Genomic DNA, 18,719 nt, shown 5'->3' on the forward strand with positions numbered 1-18,719 from the left:
ACAATAAAAAAAGGTGGCGCATTTTCATGGCCACCTTTTTTATTATGTATTCTGCTCTTTATAACTCTGATTCCACGTATACCAACCAATAATCGACAACACCAAGAACACGCAATAAAGAATCGTCGTCGGGTACAACGCTTTCTGGAAATACACGCCAATAGCAACGATATCGATGGTAACCCATAGTACCCAATTGAAGATCTGGCGTCTGGTCATTAACCACATTGCCAACAAGCTGGTTGCTGATGTAAACGCGTCAGCATAAGCGAAACTGGCATCGGTATTGTTATCCATTAAATAGCCGATAACTAAAGTAGCGACGCCGCTGATTCCCAACCACAAAGCCATTTTCTGAATTGACGCTCGTTCAACAATAGGTGTTGCTTGACCATCGCTATGATTTTTCCAATTCCACCAGCCGTAAATTTGCAGGCCCATGTAAATAACGTGCAGTGCAGTGTCGGAATAAAGTTTAGCGTTATAAAACACCCATACAAATAAGGTCACTTGCACAAAGCCAAAGGCGAAGTTCCATATGTTGCGGCGAATCAGTAACACCACACAAATAAAACCGCTTAGCGAGGCGATCATTTCAATAGGGCTGGCCCCTAAAAATCCTGCGATAAATTGCTCTAATGTCATAAATCCGTGCAACCATTAAAAATAATTGAAGAAATATACGCCAATTGCATACCCTGTTACAGCAAAAAGGCCGCTCAAATAGCGACCTTTATCACAGTTGTTTATTAATTAAACCGTAGCGAAGTTAGTTACGCCGCTTGGGTATTGCTATCCTCAGCTTGTGGCGTGCGAATAAGATAATCAAATGCACCTAGTGCTGCTGTCGCACCGCTGCCCATAGCAATAATGATTTGCTTATACGGCGTGTTGGTTACATCGCCTGCCGCATAAACACCTGCCATGCTCGTTTCACCATTGTTATTAACAATGATTTCGCCGCGTGTTGTTAGTTCGACATTGCTGTCTTCTAAGAACTGAGTATTAGGCACTAATCCAATTTGCACGAAGATGCCGGCTAACGCTAGGTTATGACTTTCACCTGTCGCACGATCTGTGTAGTTAAGGCCATTGACTTTATTGCCATCACCAACCACGTCTGTTGTTTGTGCGTTCATAATAATATCAATATTACCCATTGAGCGGGCTTTATCTTGCAATACAGCATCGGCGCGTAATGTTGTATCAAATTCCAAGACAGTAACGTGAGATACGATGCCCGCTAAGTCAATCGCCGCTTCAATACCTGAGTTACCACCGCCGATAACCGCAACGGATTTTCCTTTAAACAAAGGACCATCACAGTGCGGACAGTATGCCACGCCTTTACCGCGATATTCTTGCTCGCCTGGCACGTTCATTTCACGCCATCTTGCACCTGTCGCTAAAACCGCTGAACGAGTTTTCAAAGTCGCGCCATTTTCAAGCTCAACGGTGATTAAGCCACCAGTCACGTCACTTTCAATAATGTTTTTAACGCGTTGGCCATTCATAATATCAACGTCGTAATCACGAACGTGAGATTCTAAGTTTGCCACTAATTTAGGGCCTGTTGTTTCATTCACTGAGATAAAGTTTTCAATCGCCATGGTGTCTTGAACTTGCCCACCGAAACGGTCGGCAACCACACCAGTACGAATGCCTTTACGTGCGCTGTAGATAGCCGACGATGCACCTGCTGGGCCGCCACCAATCACAAGAACATCAAAATCTTCTTTGCTATCAAGTGCTTTAGCTTCACGGGCTCCTGCATTAACATCAACTTTCTTGAGTATTTCAGCCACAGAGATCCGCCCTTGGGCAAACGCTTCACCATTTAGGTAAACGGCTGGTACTGATAAGATATTTTTACTTTGTACTTCTTGACCAAACTCAGAGCCATCGATCATTACATTAGTGATATTCGGGTTAATGGCCGCCATCATATTTAATGCTTGCACAACGTCAGGACAATTCTGACAGCTCAGCGAAACATAGGTTTCAAAGACGAATTCACCGTCGAGCTGACGAACTTGCTCGATCACTTCTTCGTCAAGTTTAATTGGGTGTCCGCCGCTGTGTAATAACGCCAAAATGAGTGATGTAAATTCATGGCCCATTGGCACACCAGCGAAACGAATTTGGGTATTTTTTTCTACCGATTTCACTAACATCGACGGTGCACGCTCATTAGCGTCATCTAATTCGACGATTGAGATTAACGGTGACATAGTCGCAATTTCTTGCGCTAATTCATTAAGTTCTTTTGATTTTATGCCTTGGTCTAAGAAAACCGCCAATTCAACAGGTGATTTTAAATTGGCTAAATAAGTGGCTAATTGTGTTTTTAATTGCGTATCTAACATATTGAATATTCCTGAAAGCGATTCATACCCGTAAAATAAGAGAGAGCTACCTTGCCACCACTATGTAGTGGCAAGGTAAAAAGATAAATCTAGTTTTTAGCGCTTAAGCTAAGTCTTAAATTTTACCTACTAGATCTAAAGATGGTGCTAGTGTTTCACCACCTGGCTGCCATGATGCTGGACATACTTCGCCGTCGTGATCTGCAACGTATTGAGCAGCTTGAACTTTACGAACAAGTTCTTTTGCACTACGGCCAATGCCTAGGTCATGAATTTCAGCAACTTTAATTTCGCCTTCTGGGTTAACAACGAATGTACCGCGCAGTGCTAATCCGTCTTCTTCAATCATTACACCGAAGTTGCGAGTGATAGCGCCAGTTGGATCGCCAATCATTGGGTAGTTGATTTTACCGATAGTGTCAGAGCTGTCGTGCCATGCTTTATGAGTAAAGTGAGTGTCAGTAGATACTGAGTAAACTTCAACGCCCATTTCTTGTAATTGTGCGTAATGGTCAGCCATGTCGCCTAATTCAGTTGGACATACAAATGTGAAATCAGCTGGGTAGAAAAAGAAGATTGACCACTTACCTGCAACATCTGCTTCAGTTACTTCAACGAAATCACCGTTGCTGTACGCAGTCGCTTTAAATGGCTTTAATTGTGAGTTGATAATTGATTGAGTCATGTCGTGCTCCAATGGTTTAAGTTGTGTTTCTGTTTAAGTTGAAACCATTGTAGGGAATGACATTAAATTGATAAAATCGATATTAATTATCACATTGATAGCTTTTGACTATCTATCGATATGACAATAATTAGCAGGAATGGGAGGAGTTTTAACTTGAAATATCTCTTCAACAACGTATTGATACATATTCACTTCATCATTAGATACACTAAGCGCAGCTTCCTTAACATATTGCTCTGCAACCGCCATGAGCTTTTTTCTCACATCTAAAAACTCAGCGGGCCAAGAAGACTGCGATTGAATATTTTCTTGTGTTCTAAATTCATAATAGAGAGTTCTACGTTTTTGATGTTGTTGCATTAGGCCAGAACGATGAACAACCATCGGGTTATGGACAATAATATCACCTGCTTGCACATCAAATTCAGTCAATTCACCTAATGATTTTTCGCCATGAATAAAGCGGCAAATATCTTGCTTTTCATTATGAGTCCCCGGGATAAATTGCACGTTACCATCACCAACTTGACTGTCGTCCAGATAAATACCAATGGTAATGATTGAATTAGCACTGCTGCTTTCAATAAAATCTTGATGCCATGGAATTTCTGCCTGACTAAGTGCTTGCTTAAATATCATCATTTCAGCAGTTGGTAATGCGTCTTCACTACATAATACTGATTTTATATGATTTAACTGATCGCTCGTTAAAAGCGCCAGTAGCGACAATGGTGCGTGTCGATGAATATGCTTAATTCGATGCAATACTGGCGTGAAGAGCTCTAAAGATATATTGGAATCATCAAATAATGGCTTGTTTTGTCGTGACAGCGCTTGTTTTTCTAATGAATCAGCGATATCTCGCAACAGTGCCAATTGCTGCTTATCCATTACATTCTTGAGATGTAAAACACCATTGTTGTGAAACTGCTTTATCTGCGCTTTAGTAATCATTGTTTTATCAAAGTGATTGAATTTGCTTTGATTATTATTCACCATTAGTCATCACTTTAAAACAATAGAATAAAAAACATGGAAAAAAAAGGCTCACTAGATGTAGTAGGAATTGGCTTAAGAGCAGGTGGAGATATAGGTGTTTCAGCCAAAGCTTACATCGAACAAGCTGACACCGTTTTAATCGTTGTTCCGGATTCATTTTCTAAAAACTGGCTCGCTACCCTTAATTCAAATGTTCAAGACCTAACAAATCTGTATCAACAAGGGAAGTCGCGAGCAAAAACATATCATGAAATGACTCAAAAGATCGTTGATGAAGTAAAAAGTGGACAAAAAGTTTGTGCCGTATTTTATGGTCATCCCGGCGTCTTTGTGAATGCAAGCCACCAAGCAATTAAAAGCCTTAAAAGTGAAGGATTTCGAGCCCAAATGCTGCCAGGGATTTCAGCAGAAGATTGGCTATTTTCAGATTTGAATATAGATCCAGGCACACATGGTTGTATGAGTATTGAAGCGACTCAATTTTTGCTCTATGAGCGCCCTCATGACATCTATGCCTATACGATTTTATGGCAAATTGGACTCATTGGCGATCACACTCTAGCTCTATCGAAAACAAACCAATACCATCAAGGGTTAACATTACTCAAGTCAAAGTTGCTACGTGACTTCCCACTAGATCATGAATTAATAATCTACGAAGCATCAACACTATCAATTATTTCACCGCGCATTGAACGGCTTTCTTTGAATGAGCTAACTGACGTAAAACTCACTGCCGCGTCGACACTCGTTATTCCGCCAATATCAGATGCACCATTCAATCTAGAGATTTTGGCAGCATTAAATTTATCAAAAGATGATATAAAAGAACCATTAAAGATTGACGAGTAATAATTTTTCATTAATATCGTGCATGCTTTACACATCTAAACAATAATTATTTTGATAGGAAATCAACATGTCAGATAAACTCGTCGAATACATTTTAGAAATTAACGCTAATCCAGAGTTATTAGAAAAACATATGGATAATCCAGCTGAAAGTGCTAGTGATTACGGCTTACCCGCTGAAGACGTTGAGTTAATTGCTAATGATGATAAAGAAGCCATCAAAAAGCGCCTAGAGTCGCAAAATTATGATGTAAAAGGGATGATGCTTGCTTTACACTCGTAATTTTTAAATAAAACAAAAAATCTAGGTATCTCTTATGCACCAAATAGTTAAGAAAGTAGCTGTATTTTTAACACTTTTTTGGTGCATTCAGGCAAATGCCTTCTTTGCTTCAACCATAGATAGTCGTCTTGATGAATTAGATAAATTATCGTGGACCAATATTCCAAAAGCTCTCGCATTAGCTGAAGATCTTAAAAACCAACTCAGCACCTCTCCAAACGATCATGCCCAAGCCAGACTATATAACTTAATTGGTTACACATCGTTACTCAATAGAGATTACAAAAACGCTTATAATCACATTAGCTTAGCCAAAGGTTATGCTGATAAATCTGGCAGCCTCAGAGAGCAAGCAGAGTCCAAGCGGTTATTGGCATCACTTTATGTCATGACAAATATGCTTCATGAAAGCTTGCCAATATTCCTTGAAGCGCTGGCACTGCATAAAGAAATAGAATCAGATAAAGTATTTGAAACGCTACAAGGGATAAGCCTCTATTATCGTTCTATCGGAGACTTTGATAAATATTTAGAATACGGAAATCGACTCTTAAATCACCCTAGTGCTCAATCAGAAAATCAATTACGTGGTTTAGCTGAATACACCGTCGGCGAAGCATTATTAAAATTGGGTAAATATGAACAAGCAAGAATCCATATTAACCACACGATTCGAATACTTGAAAAAGTGTCATCAACTTGGGTAAGTGAGGGCTATGTCACTCTCGCGGAAATAGAGTTTGCGACTAACAACTTATCAAAGGCATTAGAGACGGTTAAACAGAGTAAAAAAATAGCCGAACAAGACAAGTATTATCTGGCGAGTTTGCAAGCTGAATTGCTCACTGCTGATATTTTACAAGCGCTTGATCGCCAAGAGGAAGCAATTACATCACTAGAAGCAGCTATCGAACAGGCTGTTTATCACTCAGATAAAGCAACAGAGCAAAAAGCTAACCTCGCATTAGCCCAACTTTATGAAAATAGTGACCAACCCCAATTGGCACTGAATTTTTATAAAGAATATAAAAAGAATACAGATGACTTAGCTGAAAAAGCCCAAGAAACACAATCGTCTTTTTACAATGCGCAGTTGAACCTTGAGCACAAAGAACAACAAATCACTCAACTTGAAGCAACTCAAGCTCTGCAACAACTCGAACTGTCACAAAAAGAAAAAACAGAACAATTAAGAGATTCCATACTCGCTTTACTGGTTATCATTCTAATTTCATTGATTTATTACGTCGTTCACGCCAAACGCACCAAAAACCAAATGAAAGCTTTAGCTCAAGAAGCCAATTTAGCCAACAAAGCAAAAAGTAATTTTTTAGCCAAAATGAGCCATGAAATCCGCACGCCAATGAATGCCATTATAGGCCTTAGTCAATTAGCGTTAAATGCGAAGCTTAGCCCTAAGCAACGTGAAAATATTTCGATGGTGCATGCGTCTTCTCAGTCATTACTCACCTTATTAAACGACATTCTAGATTTTTCAAAAATTGAAGCTAAAAAGCTCGAACTAGAACATGCCGATTTTTTAGTAAACAATTCAATTCAACGACTTCTCAATGTTTGTAGTTTTAGTGCCGATGAGAAACAGCTCAAGCTCAATGTTCGTATTGAAAATGATGTTCCTACGTCATTAACTGGTGATGCACTTCGCCTTGAACAAGTGCTCATTAACCTTGTTAATAATGCGATTAAATTTACCGAGCAAGGCGATATTAATATTGCCGTGTCACTCGTTAAGCAACACGACAATATCAATACATTGAAGTTTTCAGTGACCGATGAAGGTATTGGCATTGGCGAAGAGCAACTACAACGTCTATTCAAAGCGTTTTCACAAGCTGATGTATCGGTCACCAGACGCTATGGTGGCAGTGGTTTAGGCCTTACTATTTGTAAAGAACTCGTTGAGTTGATGGATGGCGCTATCAGTGTAGAAAGTGAGCTCGGCAAAGGCTCCACATTTAGCTTCACAGTAGATATCGCCACCAGCAAAACGCTAACGGCTCAGCTAACGAATGCTGATCTAAGCAACCTCAACAACCTTAAAATACTCATTGTTGATGATAGTAAAAGTTCCCGTACATTATTGTCTGAATCGTTAATTGCTCTTGGTCTTGAATGCGCACAAGCGCGCAGCGGTATAGAAGCGTTAGAGCAAATCAAAGATGCTATAGATACTAAATCACCGTATGACATTGTATTGATGGACTGGCGTATGCCTGGTCTTGATGGTTTAGAAACCATTCGCATCATTAATCAGGTCGTTAATGAGCAACTGCCGAAATTCATTTTAGTATCGTCATTTGATAAAAGTGATGCCGTTAAGCTTAGCCGTCATTTACCGATTGAAGATGTGCTTGAGAAGCCAGTTAAGCCATCTCAATTAACCATCAGCCTACTGACTATTGTTAATGGAAAGCAACGACAAGTTGTGCCAATGTCGCCATCGCCGACATCCATCATTAGACGAGACTTCTCAAAAGTTAAACTACTCATCGCAGAAGACAACAAGATAAACCAAAAAGTGATTCTAGGCTTTTTATCTGACACCAATGCCACTGTTGATATTGTTTCAAATGGCGTAGAAGCTGTTGAAAAAGCAAAGAATAATGACTATCACATCATTTTAATGGATGTTCAGATGCCTGAAATGGATGGTTTAACAGCCACCAAACTTATTAGAGAATTTGACCTCAACACACCAATTATGGCCATGACAGCACACAGCTTGCCAGAAGACATAGAGCAGAGCATGGCAGCCGGCATGAACGAGCATCTCACTAAACCTATCAATGCCAACTTGCTCATTGAAACCATTACTAAGAAAATCAGCATTTAGCAGAAAAACCAAACCGTAACTTCATGAATAAAAAGTTATTACTTTTTTATACACTCTACGCAAATTTGCTGATAAGGTTATTTAATAATCTATCATTTGTATGATGTCGACCGGACATTTGGCAAACCAAATGGACATTGGCTAGTAGTTTCATGGAGAAAGAAATGACAACCCCCTTAAATATCCTTGTAGTAGACGACTCTCTTAGTATGCGTATTATTGCCACGCAAATTATCGAAGGTATTGGCCACACGGTAATTGCGCAAGCTGAGAACGGCAAAGAAGCCCTTAAAGCCTATATGGAACATCGTCCAGACATCGTGTTACTTGACCTTGTTATGCCAGTATTTGACGGCAAGAAAACCCTCAAGAAATTAATGCAAGTCGATTCACAAGCAAAGGTTGTTATTTGTAGCTCATTAGGCTCAGAAGGCGACATTGAATATTGCTTAAACGAAGGTGCGGCTTTTTATTTGCAAAAGCCATACGAAGAACAAGCCTTTGAAACCGCTTTCGAAAGCATTACGACTAACACATCGCCAACTGCGTAAGGGATTACCATGTCGAATAAATTTTTAGGCCAATTCCTGTTAGAGAAAGGAATCATTACGCCAGCGCAACTATTAAAAGCGCTTGAATTACAAAAAGAATTCAATCCAAGTTTAGGCCAACTCGCCATTAACCAAGGCTATATTGATAATGACGCGGCCAATAAAATCAATTTAGAACAACAGCGAACTGACGAGCGCTTTGGTGATCTCGCCATTAGCTTAGGTTATATGACGCTGACTCAAGTTGATGAGTTATTTAGTGTGCAGCAAAGCACCAGAAAGTTCTTTGGCGAGATTCTTGTCGAGCAAGGGTTTATTAATCAAGCAATGCTTGAAGATCAACTAAAAGAACATCAAGCGCTAAAGCAACAAGCAGAGTTATCGCTAGACAATGCAATTAGCAATCATCCACATCACAAGCTCATTACTAACACCTTAGAAACATTCGTGAAGTCATTTACCCGTATTCCGAAGATTCCTGCACAGGTGTCAAATGTAATCACACAAATACCAGCTTTGACGAATGATCAATATATCATTTCTCAACAAGCCAATTTGCCACAAACATTTAAAATTGGCGTTATCGCACCAAGCGAATTAATGAAAACGTTAGGCACTAATTTTTTAGGTTTTGATACGTCAAGCAATGAGGCGTTATATATTGATGTGGTGAGCGAGCTGCTCAATATCATTTTAGGTAATGTGTTGGTTATTAACGGTGAACAACAAACTGAACTGAGTCCTCCGCAAGTTGAACGCGACAGTGATGATATTAGTCAATCATTTACCGAGTTTTTTGGCGTAGAGATGTCAGCAGGCGGCCACGATTTTAGCGTGTTCTTCATGTACAACTAACTAGAAAACCCAACATCTTGCAGCTAATCCCACTAACAGCTGCAAGATTATTAATCTCTGCTAAAAATATACATAACCAATAAAATCAACCTCTTATTATATGCGACAGGTTCAGTGTCATATGACATTTTGTGGTACAGTCACCTTTATGACGTTTTAAAGAGTGCCCGCCATTGATTAACTTACCTCATCAGACAATTAAGGAAACAATACAATGAGTGGAATTCGTAACACGCCTGATTTCGAAGCGACGGTAAAAGGCGGACTAAATTTCTATTTTAAAGATGACAATAATGAAATAACTGTGAACTGTAAAATGCGAGGTAAAGAATCGATCTATTATAACAATAGAGTGGTCTCTAATAAGTACTCATTTAAAAAACAATCTAGTCATCAATTCAATGAAGGAGGTAACCTTTATGAAGTTGAAGTAAAATTGGACAAGCTATTTGCTAGTGATATAGCCTGCACCCTTATCAAAAATGGTGCCCACCTTAAGACACTGAATTACGATGTAAAGAAAGCTTGGGATGAAGAACTAGAGAAGCTAGAAAAAAAACCAACGAAAACATCTTTAATTTCACTGTTAGGATGGACTTGTGGCGGCTTTACAATCGGATTTGTAATCTCATACCTCTACAGAACAGGTATATTATAATGAACGTTAATGCAACGCTCATTAAAGAGCACCGCACTTCAAGAGCTTTAACACAACAGCATTTAGCAGATGCATGTGACGTTAGTTTACGCACTATTCAAAGAGTCGAACGATATGGTAATGCATCTTCTGAAACGTTAATGAGTCTAAGTTCAGTTTTTGAAATCGAAACTAGCGCTTTATTAATAACTGAAGACCAATCTTCGAATAAAGAAACTCAAGTGATTGTCCACCGGCCTAGCCTGCTGCCAATTACCATTGCGTTAATTACAGGTACAGCCATAGGAGCAGCCGCAACATATTTATTTGTACAATAAAACAAAGCCATCAAATTGATAACTTTTAGTTTTTCTATTTTTTTGGCTTATTAAACGGATAAGCCTGTTGTTTCACCCAACCATCAGGCATTCCGCCGCCAACAATGCCGTATTTTTCTGGCCATTTATCTTCACCACGTACCGCGGTTCCTAACAAATAATCAATAAACGAAAAATGCGCGGCGTAATTACGATCGATTGCTGCCCTGTCAGACGCATGATGCCAATGGTGGAATTGCGGCGTTACAATAATATACTTGAGCCATCCCACATGAATATTGGCGTTGGCGTGATTAAACACCGCTTGGAAGCCAACAATAATGATGTAGGTATCAATCACCGATTTTTCAAAACCAAACACAAATATTGGCAATAACACAAAACAGCGCGTTGCGATTAATTCAAGAAAATGCTGACGAGAACCCGCTAACCAATCCATACTTTCTACACTGTGATGCACGCTGTGAAAACGCCATAAGAAAGGCACTTCATGATAAGCACGATGCAGTGAATATTGCATAATGTCCGCAAACAACAACACAGCAAAGAGCTGTACCCACCAAGGTAATTCCTGCACCCACGCTTGCAGCGCATCACTCACTGCCCAACCAAATAACTGATTTACAAATTGATTGGTGGCTAAGAGTGCAAAACCTATCATCAGGTGATTAATCAAAAAATGCTGCATATCGGTTTGCCACTCAGGACGCAATACAGCTTGCTTGCGATGAGGAATCAGCTTTTCAATAAAGACGAAAATGAGTGTTGAACCGAGTAGATCTAATATGAACCAATCGAGTCCCAAATAAGGTGTGTTATCAGGAAAGTCACCGACATCAACACGGTGCCCGCCTAATGCAATAGTCATTACAACCAATATCCATGCAATGAAAGCAGCACGCTTATTAACATTGCGTATAACATTCCATAAACCCAATGCGCCTGATACAACTAAGGCAATGAACATCACAACACGGATCGTATCGACATCATAAGATTGACGTAATTCAGGCGTCGTTAAATACTGAGGAAAATGAAAAGCAATAACACCTAAAAAACTAAGCAGCGCTAACGTAACGGCAATATATCCACTTAATCGACCATCACCCACTGCAAATTGACCGCCTTGAGGCTGTTGAATCATAACGTTCCCTGTTGCTATATATAAGTGAGACTGTACCAAAATTAAGCACAGTGTAGTCGCTTCACGTTATAAAGCCAAGATTGGGTGATTATTCTTCGTCAAAATAAAATAATGATTCAACCGTCGTCTCAAAATGCTGAGCAATAGACAACGCAATAACAACTGACGGTGTAAAGCGCCCTGTCTCAACCGTGCTAATGGTCTTGCGCGACACGCCAATGGCATCCGCTAATTCTTGCTGCGATAGCTTGTGCTTAGCACGAAACTTCGCAATGTTATTATCTAAGACTTTATTCATTATCTTCACGCAGTAATAACAATATTGTCGCGCCATACGCAGTTAAAACACTGCCAAATATTAACTCAAACATATAGCTACCGAGTAGCGTTAGTATTTCATCATTAACAAAGTTACTAATCAAACCAATGAGCAAAACAGCAAAAAGCGCCGACGAGTTTGCGACGCTCGTAACATGCACACTATATTCATCTTCAAAACTGGCAACTTTGCGCATTCCTTCTATTTTCCAGCTATCCACAACTAGTGAAATCGCTGCGTAAAAGATATAAATTACACTAGGAATACCAATCCAATATGAGATTTTTATTGCTGTGTCTGCCCACTGAGTATATTGCTCAATCAATGTATAAATTGGCCCACTAAGAAATCCAATTCCAACAAGCAAGCTAACCAATGCATTTCGTTTTAATAACCGAAACTCTTGTTCAGCAACTGATAGTTTAGGTGTTTCTGCCTCAGTTAATTTATTCATGGTCGTCTCCGCGCAACATCATCAATATAGATATTCCATACGAAAAGCTTGTTAATATGGCGATTATAACTACCATCGTATTTCCTGATATTTCATTACCATCTGGCGAGAAAGAGAATAGGAAGCCCAAAAAACCGAAAATTGCTGTTAGTGGTATTTGCATGCTTTGGCATATAAGAAGCTATAGTATTCGTCTCTGCACTCTCCATTCCAGAATACATAATCCCAACCAGGTGTTACCCACATTAACCGGATAAATAGCCCCCCCATTATTAATAGACCGATAACCATGGCCAATCCGCCAATAAGAAAACCTAATAACCCACAACCTAAACCACACATTGCATGCGCACCAACCTTCAAAAAAAGCAGCTCTTCTCGTGGCGTTATTAATTTCTTATTTTCCATAACTTTCTCCCTGTTCATAAAAATCTACAATTATTAAGCACTTTTGCGCAGTAAATAAAACACCGAAAATCCGTATCCCAATCCCAACGCCGCAATAACAAGCGCTAAGCACGATTGAGTTGAAAACATAAGGTCATCTTCTTTTGTGGACCAGTACCACATAAACCCAGTAACAACACAGGTAACATCGAAAGCATGCTTATAGGCTTTGTGATGGATAAAGTTGAGATATTCATCGCTATAATTTCGAGAGTCGACATCTTTTTTATTCATACTTTTACCTAGGCTGTGACTGATAACAGTTGAATACAACAAGACAAAAGCACATAAAATCCCAAAGATTCCCATCAGTGTTTTGATGGTTTTATCATCTACCAATCCATAGGTTGCAATTAACAACGCACCCAAACCAAAAGCAATATTTGCTTTCATTCTTTCACGTAAATATTTCAATTCCGCATCAGGTCGTGTCAAATCATCAATATCCATTTTATTTCTCCTTCTATAACCTTGACACCCTTAGGTATCATTAGATACCCAAAGGTTACAATTGATACCTAAGGGTGTCAAATAAATAATCAAAAAAGATCCTGTTACAGTTTTCAACCAACTGAAATCAATGAATGCACAACAACACTGGAAAAACCCACCTAGCCTACGCATAATAGCTTGGTCAAAAATGGAGAACACTCATGAAATTTAAAAAAATTGCCATTGCTGTAACCACAGCATTAGCACTAAGTGCTTGTAACAGCACGATGATGGACACCAAAAAACAACAAATGCCATCAAATGCTCAAGCTGCTGCGCAAAACAAAGTATTTAGCCAAGACTATGTCATAGAAGAGCTCGATAATGGCTTAAAAGTCATGATCGTTAAGACTGATTACCCAGATCTTGTATCATTACAAATTCCCGTTTCAACAGGTTCACGCAACGAAGTTGAAGAAGGGAAAACTGGCTTTGCTCATTTCTTTGAACACATGATGTTTAAAGGCTCTAAGAAGTTCCCACAAAAGATGTACGCCGACATATTTAAAAATGCCGGTGTCGATAACGGTGCATACACCACGAATGATTACACCAACTACCATCTAGATTTCTCAAAAGAACACCTAGAAAAGGTGTTAGAAATTCAGGCAGATCACTTTCAAAACCTAGAATACACGGACGCTCAATTTAAAACTGAAGCGCTAACAGTTAAAGGCGAATACCTTAAAAACAACGCCAGTCCAATTCGTAAGTTATTATCAGCAGTTCGCAATGAAGCGTTTGATAAACATACCTACAAACACACGACTATGGGCTTCTTCAAAGATATCGAAGCAATGCCAGATCAAATCGCTTACGGCAAAACATTCTTCGAACGTTTTTATAAGCCTGAATACGTTTCGTTAGTCATTGTGGGCGATGTTGATCCTGCTAAAACCATGGACATGGTGAAGAAATACTGGGGCGAATGGCAACGTGGCACCTTTGAAACTGTCGTTCCGCAAGAGCCTAAGCAAATGGCACCGCGTTACAAACACGAAGTTTATCCAAACTTACCGGGTCACTGGTTATTAGTTTCTTACAAAGGTAGTGATTGGCAGCCAGCGAAGAAAGACCGCGCTGCACTCGATTTATTGTCACAGCTTTATTTCTCAAATAACTCAGCCCTTTATCAAGAGCTTGTTGTAGACAAACAATTGGCTAGCCAAATGTTTACCTACAATCCAGAGACAAAAGATGCTGGCCTGCGCCATGTGTTTGTTAAAGTTGATGACCAGAAAAACCTCACAAAAGTACGTGACGCTATCAATCGCACCTACGCGAAAGCGCGCACAGAGTTAGCCGACAAAACAAAGCTAGATAATCTAAAAGCGAACATCAAATATAGCTTCGTAAATGGTCTAGATTCGTCTGAAGCCATCGCTGGCACGCTGGCAAGCTACATGCATTTTGATCGCAACCCTGAAATGCTCAATGAGTTATACAACAGCATCGACGGCATTACCGCTGAAGATATCCGCGCCATGGCTAACAAGTACTTCACCGACAATGGCCGCACCACGGTTACGATGTCAGCTGAAGATGCCATTGCAGGCTTTGACAAAGAAGTTAACTTAAATGCAGCAGTTGTGAAGATGGCTAGCAAACCAAAATCAATCAACTTTGCCGTGCTAGACAAAAGTAACAAGTCGCCGTTAATTGATCTAAACATTTTGTTCTACACGGGTGCCGCTGCTGATCCTGCAATGAAAAAAGGTACTGCAGCATTAATGACAAGCATGCTAACTCAAGGTGGCAGTGCAACTAAGTCTTATCAAGAAATAAAAAAAGCACTTTACCCATTAGCGGGTAGTTTTGGTGCACAACTTGATAAAGAAATGATGTCGTTTAGCGGCCGTGTTCACAAAGACAATGCAGCTGATTGGTATGCATTGGTTAGCGAACAATTGCTTAATCCAGGCTGGCGCGAAGATGATTTTAAACGTCTTAAGAAAGAGTTAGTTGACGGTATTAAAGCGGGCCTTAAAGCGTCAAATGACGAAGAGCTTGGTAAAGAAGTTTTATATAGCGAGCTATACCAAGGCCACAGCTATGAAAGCTACAACTACGGTGATTTATCTGATATCGAGAGCATTACCCTTGATGATTTAAAAGCATTCTACAAGTCACAGCTAACGCAGTCTAAACTACATTTAGGTTTCACCGGCGACGTGCCAAGTGATGTTAAGCAAGCACTAATGAGTGACCTAGCAACGCTACCTAAAGGTGATGAAAAACGCCTTAAGATTGCCGATGCGCCTGTGTTAAAAGGTCATCACGCAACTATCGTACAAAAGAATGCTCAATCGACTGCGGTATCTTTCGGTTTCCCAATCGATACTATTCGTAGCGATAAAGACTGGGCGGCGCTGTGGTTAGTACGTTCGTATTTCGGTGAACACAGAAGCTCAAACAGCTATCTGTACCAGAAAATTCGCCAAGATCGCGGCATGAACTACGGTGACTACTCATACATCGAGTATTTCCCACGTGGTATGTTCCAAACTAAGCCTGATGCTAACTTAGGTCGTTCAAGCCAGATCTTCCAAGTTTGGTTGCGTCCACTACGTTCAAACAACGACGCCCACTTTGCAACACGTGCCGCGTTATTTGAATTAGACAAGCTAATTAAAAATGGTATGAGCAAGAAAAACTTTGAAGCAACGCGTAATTTCTTAGTCAACTACGTGCCACAATTAGTATCAAGCCAAGATAAGCAATTAGGTTACGCCCTAGATAGCGAATTCTACAAAACTGAAGATTTCGTATCACTCGTTCGCAACCAGCTTAAATCGCTAACCGTTGAAGACATCAACCGTGTGATCAAAGAGAACCTACAAACGGATGATATCCAATATGTATTTATCTCTGGCGATGCTAAAGACATGAAAAAACGTTTAGCGAATGAAACGCAATCAGTACTCAAGTACAACAGTGAAAAACCTGCTGATTTACTAGCTGATGATAAAATCATTCAAGATTACAAGCTTACTATTCCATCAAAAGATATCGAAATTATCGATGTAAAAGATGTGTTTAAGTAACGACTAATCTTAACTTTTGAAGGCGCTATCTAATGGTAGCGCCTTTTATACCAATTCCATTTTTTAAGTGATCTTGTTGTGCGTAGAGAAAATCAGCTAAAACAAGGCGCTCGATTGAGCAATAGCATGCTATTGGGATTGAGAGCAACGCAGTTATTGTAAATTCTAGCAAGCACAAGTGGTCAGTTATTTAATGGAATTGGTATGGACCCTCTCCGCTCCACTTTCGGCTTCAAATGAGCCAATATAGGTGTTAAGCATCTATATAAAAGAAGAGAGGGTCACATGAACAATATAACAATTGGTTTAGATATCGCCAAATCTACTTTTCACTTAGTTCAAATGGACAAAGATGGAAAAGTGCTTAAGCGAAAACAGTTAGCTCGAAATAAAGTTGCTGATTACTTTGCTAAGTTAGCGCCTTGCATTGTTGTCATGGAGGCTTGTGGTAGCACTCATTACTGGACAAGAGTACTTATTCGTTGTGGGCATGTGGTGAAAGCTATCGCGCCACAGTTTGTGACACCATATCGCAAAGGCAATAAAAATGACTATAACGATGCCGAAGCAATAGCGGAAGCTTCACAGCGAAAGAACATGCGTTTTGTACCACTTAAATCTTTAGAGCAGCAAGATATTCAAATGGTGCACCGAGTCAGAGAGCGGTTAATGAAAAACAGAACGGCGTTGAGTAATCAGATACGGGGACTGTTAGCAGAATACGGGTTGGTTATTCCAAAGGAGTACATCATCTAAAATCTCAATTACCAGCGTTTATTGAAGCGGCAGACAATGAGTTGAGTGTTAACGCCAGACGTTATTTTAATGATTTATATGAAGAATTAAAAAAATTAGAGCAAGAGATAAAAGTCGTTGATAAAGAAATATTAAGCATATGCAATCAGCATAATATTTGTAAGCAACTTAGTACGATGAATGGCATAGGCCCAATTAATGCGACAGCCTTATATGCGGGTATCGGCGATGGTAAATATTTTAATAGCGGTCGCCATCTTTCCGCTTGGCTTGGCCTTGTTCCTCGGCAACATTCAACCGGCGGTAAAGCCAATTTGATGGGAATTAGTAAGCGTGGGAATACCTATTTACGAACGCAGTTAATTAATGGTGCACGAGCTGCGTTACGACACTGTGATAATAAAACAGATAGGGTCAGTTTATGGGCTAAAGCGATGAAGGGGCGGAAATCCATCAGGGCTAGAGGCAATAATATTGCCTCATAAAAAAGCCGGATATATGGCTGCAATGTACTCTATTTCAATGATCAAAATTGTCTTGCAATAGGAGAGGGTCCATATATGGTATTATTATGGCGCTTAAAATAAAGTCAGAGAAATACTGGTAGATTAAAAAATCACTGCTACACTGATTATTATTCGCACGGCAGCCAACTTACCAACAATGACGCTATCAAATCATTTTTCTGTAAAATTTTCGCTACTTACTTTACTTTTCTCCATATGCTTAACAACGAGTCATCAAGTGACTGCCAATAATTCTGGTAATGCTCACCTATCTCCTGTTGTTAACGGACAACTATTTAGGTTAGACAAACCGTTATCCGGCATAGAGATTATTCGAAAACTGTCGTACGGTAATGGGCAAGAAATTATCGATACCGTCACCACCGATCGTAAAGGTAATTTTAAGTTCTCAGAAAAGACAGTCAAAACGAGCACATTAGTCACGCCTTATCACGAATCAAAATCAGCTCAAATAATTCTCGCCAAATGGCGTAATGTTTATCACATTTTGTGGCAAACGAGACCATCAAGTAGTCAACAAGACAGCAATATAAGCAAGCACCTTAACGAACTCACTTGTGATATCACGGACACCGAAGAAACTTATGTTTTACCAAGCGATAAATACGACAATGGCAAACATCTCCTTTATAGTATTTGTGACATTGATGGCACTCGCGCCACATTACAATACGCTTGGACGCTATAATCAAGAGAAGATAAAGCTAATTATTTGTAGTTAAAATAATGCCTACTATGCTCAATATTATTCGCAAGGCAGCATGCAATAAACAATGATGTTTGAAACCAATAAAAAACCTTTCCTAACAACATCCAAAGCGTTGTTCGCCATTGTTTCAATACTGCTAGTTATTATTGCCTTTTTAGCAACCTCAGAGGCCACCGCAAATATGTTTGGTATTTTCAAAAAGCACGATGTTCATTTGTCTCCGGCAGTCAAAGCTAGATTAGTAAAGCGTGGAGTTGCGCTTAAAATTACAGAACTCAGCTACAAAGTTATCAAGTGGATATTTGATAAAACGCTCGGCACATTATACAAAGCTGCACAGCGAGCAGTGGATGTTGTCTTCTAACGTCATGAATTTAATGACTGATATTGCCATAACTATCATA

19 protein-coding genes and 1 pseudogene are annotated in these 18,719 nt (G+C 39.7%); 11 read left to right on the forward strand and 9 right to left on the reverse strand.

Annotated features, from left to right (window positions below):
* Positions 1 to 42 precede the first annotated feature (42 nt).
* From pnuC to ACMAZF_RS19380, 4 genes are all read right to left on the reverse strand, one after another.
* Positions 43 to 645 carry a nicotinamide riboside transporter PnuC gene (gene pnuC / locus ACMAZF_RS19365; RefSeq protein ID WP_435275339.1) on the reverse strand — a complete coding sequence of 201 codons (603 nt, stop codon included), beginning with the start codon at positions 643 to 645 and terminating at the stop codon, positions 43 to 45.
* Between the two features lie 128 nt (positions 646 to 773).
* A complete protein-coding gene (ahpF, locus tag ACMAZF_RS19370; protein ID WP_435275340.1) occupies positions 774 to 2,366 on the reverse strand; it encodes an alkyl hydroperoxide reductase subunit F in 1,593 nt (530 codons plus the stop codon).
* A 115-nt stretch (positions 2,367 to 2,481) separates the two neighbouring features.
* Entirely contained in the window at positions 2,482 to 3,051 is a 570-nt protein-coding gene (ahpC, locus tag ACMAZF_RS19375) for an alkyl hydroperoxide reductase subunit C (protein ID WP_435275341.1), read from the reverse strand.
* Between the two features lie 108 nt (positions 3,052 to 3,159).
* Positions 3,160 to 4,053, reverse strand: coding sequence for a phytanoyl-CoA dioxygenase family protein (locus tag ACMAZF_RS19380; protein ID WP_435275342.1), 894 nt, complete (start codon positions 4,051 to 4,053; stop codon positions 3,160 to 3,162).
* Between the two features lie 33 nt (positions 4,054 to 4,086).
* Here ACMAZF_RS19380 and ACMAZF_RS19385 point away from each other — a divergent pair, with 33 nt between their 5' ends.
* The 7 genes from ACMAZF_RS19385 to ACMAZF_RS19415 all read left to right on the forward strand — a co-directional run bounded on the left by ACMAZF_RS19385 (position 4,087) and on the right by ACMAZF_RS19415 (position 10,423).
* Positions 4,087 to 4,905, forward strand: coding sequence for an SAM-dependent methyltransferase (locus ACMAZF_RS19385; RefSeq protein WP_435275343.1), 819 nt, complete (start codon positions 4,087 to 4,089; stop codon positions 4,903 to 4,905).
* Positions 4,906 to 4,972: 67 nt separating this feature from the next.
* Positions 4,973 to 5,188, forward strand: coding sequence for a hypothetical protein (locus ACMAZF_RS19390; protein ID WP_435275344.1), 216 nt, complete (start codon positions 4,973 to 4,975; stop codon positions 5,186 to 5,188).
* A 34-nt stretch (positions 5,189 to 5,222) separates the two neighbouring features.
* A complete protein-coding gene (locus ACMAZF_RS19395) occupies positions 5,223 to 8,042 on the forward strand; it encodes a response regulator (protein WP_435275345.1) in 2,820 nt (939 codons plus the stop codon).
* Between the two features lie 164 nt (positions 8,043 to 8,206).
* Entirely contained in the window at positions 8,207 to 8,593 is a 387-nt protein-coding gene (locus ACMAZF_RS19400) for a response regulator (protein WP_435275346.1), read from the forward strand.
* A 9-nt stretch (positions 8,594 to 8,602) separates the two neighbouring features.
* Positions 8,603 to 9,448 carry a hypothetical protein gene (locus ACMAZF_RS19405; protein WP_435275347.1) on the forward strand — a complete coding sequence of 282 codons (846 nt, stop codon included), beginning with the start codon at positions 8,603 to 8,605 and terminating at the stop codon, positions 9,446 to 9,448.
* A gap of 214 nt (positions 9,449 to 9,662) precedes the next feature.
* Positions 9,663 to 10,106 carry a hypothetical protein gene (locus ACMAZF_RS19410; RefSeq protein ID WP_435275348.1) on the forward strand — a complete coding sequence of 148 codons (444 nt, stop codon included), beginning with the start codon at positions 9,663 to 9,665 and terminating at the stop codon, positions 10,104 to 10,106.
* The gene (locus tag ACMAZF_RS19415; protein ID WP_435275349.1) at positions 10,106 to 10,423 is read left to right on the forward strand and encodes a helix-turn-helix domain-containing protein; all 318 of its coding nucleotides are present in this window, start codon (positions 10,106 to 10,108) and stop codon (positions 10,421 to 10,423) included. The genes ACMAZF_RS19410 and ACMAZF_RS19415 overlap by 1 nt, the downstream gene beginning before the upstream one ends.
* 34 nt (positions 10,424 to 10,457) lie before the next feature.
* Here the strand turns inward: ACMAZF_RS19415 and ACMAZF_RS19420 are convergent, their stop codons facing one another.
* The 5 genes from ACMAZF_RS19420 to ACMAZF_RS19440 all read right to left on the reverse strand — a co-directional run bounded on the left by ACMAZF_RS19420 (position 10,458) and on the right by ACMAZF_RS19440 (position 13,237).
* On the reverse strand, positions 10,458 to 11,567 hold the full coding sequence (locus ACMAZF_RS19420; RefSeq protein WP_435275350.1) for a sterol desaturase family protein: 1,110 nt from the start codon (positions 11,565 to 11,567) through the stop codon (positions 10,458 to 10,460).
* An 88-nt stretch (positions 11,568 to 11,655) separates the two neighbouring features.
* Positions 11,656 to 11,865 carry a helix-turn-helix transcriptional regulator gene (locus tag ACMAZF_RS19425; RefSeq protein WP_435275351.1) on the reverse strand — a complete coding sequence of 70 codons (210 nt, stop codon included), beginning with the start codon at positions 11,863 to 11,865 and terminating at the stop codon, positions 11,656 to 11,658.
* Positions 11,858 to 12,340 (reverse strand): hypothetical protein, encoded by a 483-nt coding sequence (locus ACMAZF_RS19430; protein ID WP_435275352.1) that lies wholly within the window; start codon positions 12,338 to 12,340, stop codon positions 11,858 to 11,860. The genes ACMAZF_RS19425 and ACMAZF_RS19430 overlap by 8 nt, the downstream gene beginning before the upstream one ends.
* Positions 12,341 to 12,487: 147 nt before the next feature.
* The gene (locus ACMAZF_RS19435) at positions 12,488 to 12,748 is read right to left on the reverse strand and encodes a hypothetical protein (protein ID WP_435275353.1); all 261 of its coding nucleotides are present in this window, start codon (positions 12,746 to 12,748) and stop codon (positions 12,488 to 12,490) included.
* Positions 12,749 to 12,781: 33 nt separating this feature from the next.
* Positions 12,782 to 13,237: a hypothetical protein gene (locus tag ACMAZF_RS19440; RefSeq protein ID WP_435275354.1), complete on the reverse strand. Its 456-nt coding sequence runs from the start codon at positions 13,235 to 13,237 to the stop codon at positions 12,782 to 12,784.
* A gap of 203 nt (positions 13,238 to 13,440) precedes the next feature.
* Between ACMAZF_RS19440 and ACMAZF_RS19445 the strand changes: the two genes are divergently transcribed.
* The 4 genes and pseudogenes from ACMAZF_RS19445 (at position 13,441) to ACMAZF_RS19460 (ending at position 18,679) form a co-directional block, all read left to right on the forward strand.
* Positions 13,441 to 16,323 (forward strand): M16 family metallopeptidase, encoded by a 2,883-nt coding sequence (locus tag ACMAZF_RS19445; RefSeq protein WP_435275355.1) that lies wholly within the window; start codon positions 13,441 to 13,443, stop codon positions 16,321 to 16,323.
* Between the two features lie 342 nt (positions 16,324 to 16,665).
* Positions 16,666 to 17,564: pseudogene (locus tag ACMAZF_RS19450) on the forward strand (IS110 family transposase).
* Between the two features lie 259 nt (positions 17,565 to 17,823).
* On the forward strand, positions 17,824 to 18,294 hold the full coding sequence (locus ACMAZF_RS19455; protein ID WP_435275356.1) for a DUF6795 domain-containing protein: 471 nt from the start codon (positions 17,824 to 17,826) through the stop codon (positions 18,292 to 18,294).
* A gap of 85 nt (positions 18,295 to 18,379) precedes the next feature.
* Positions 18,380 to 18,679: a hypothetical protein gene (locus ACMAZF_RS19460; RefSeq protein WP_435275357.1), complete on the forward strand. Its 300-nt coding sequence runs from the start codon at positions 18,380 to 18,382 to the stop codon at positions 18,677 to 18,679.
* Positions 18,680 to 18,719: the final 40 nt, after the last annotated feature.

The organism is Psychrobium sp. nBUS_13 (genome assembly GCF_051201665.1).
In the GTDB taxonomy this organism is placed as follows: domain Bacteria; phylum Pseudomonadota; class Gammaproteobacteria; order Enterobacterales; family Psychrobiaceae; genus Psychrobium.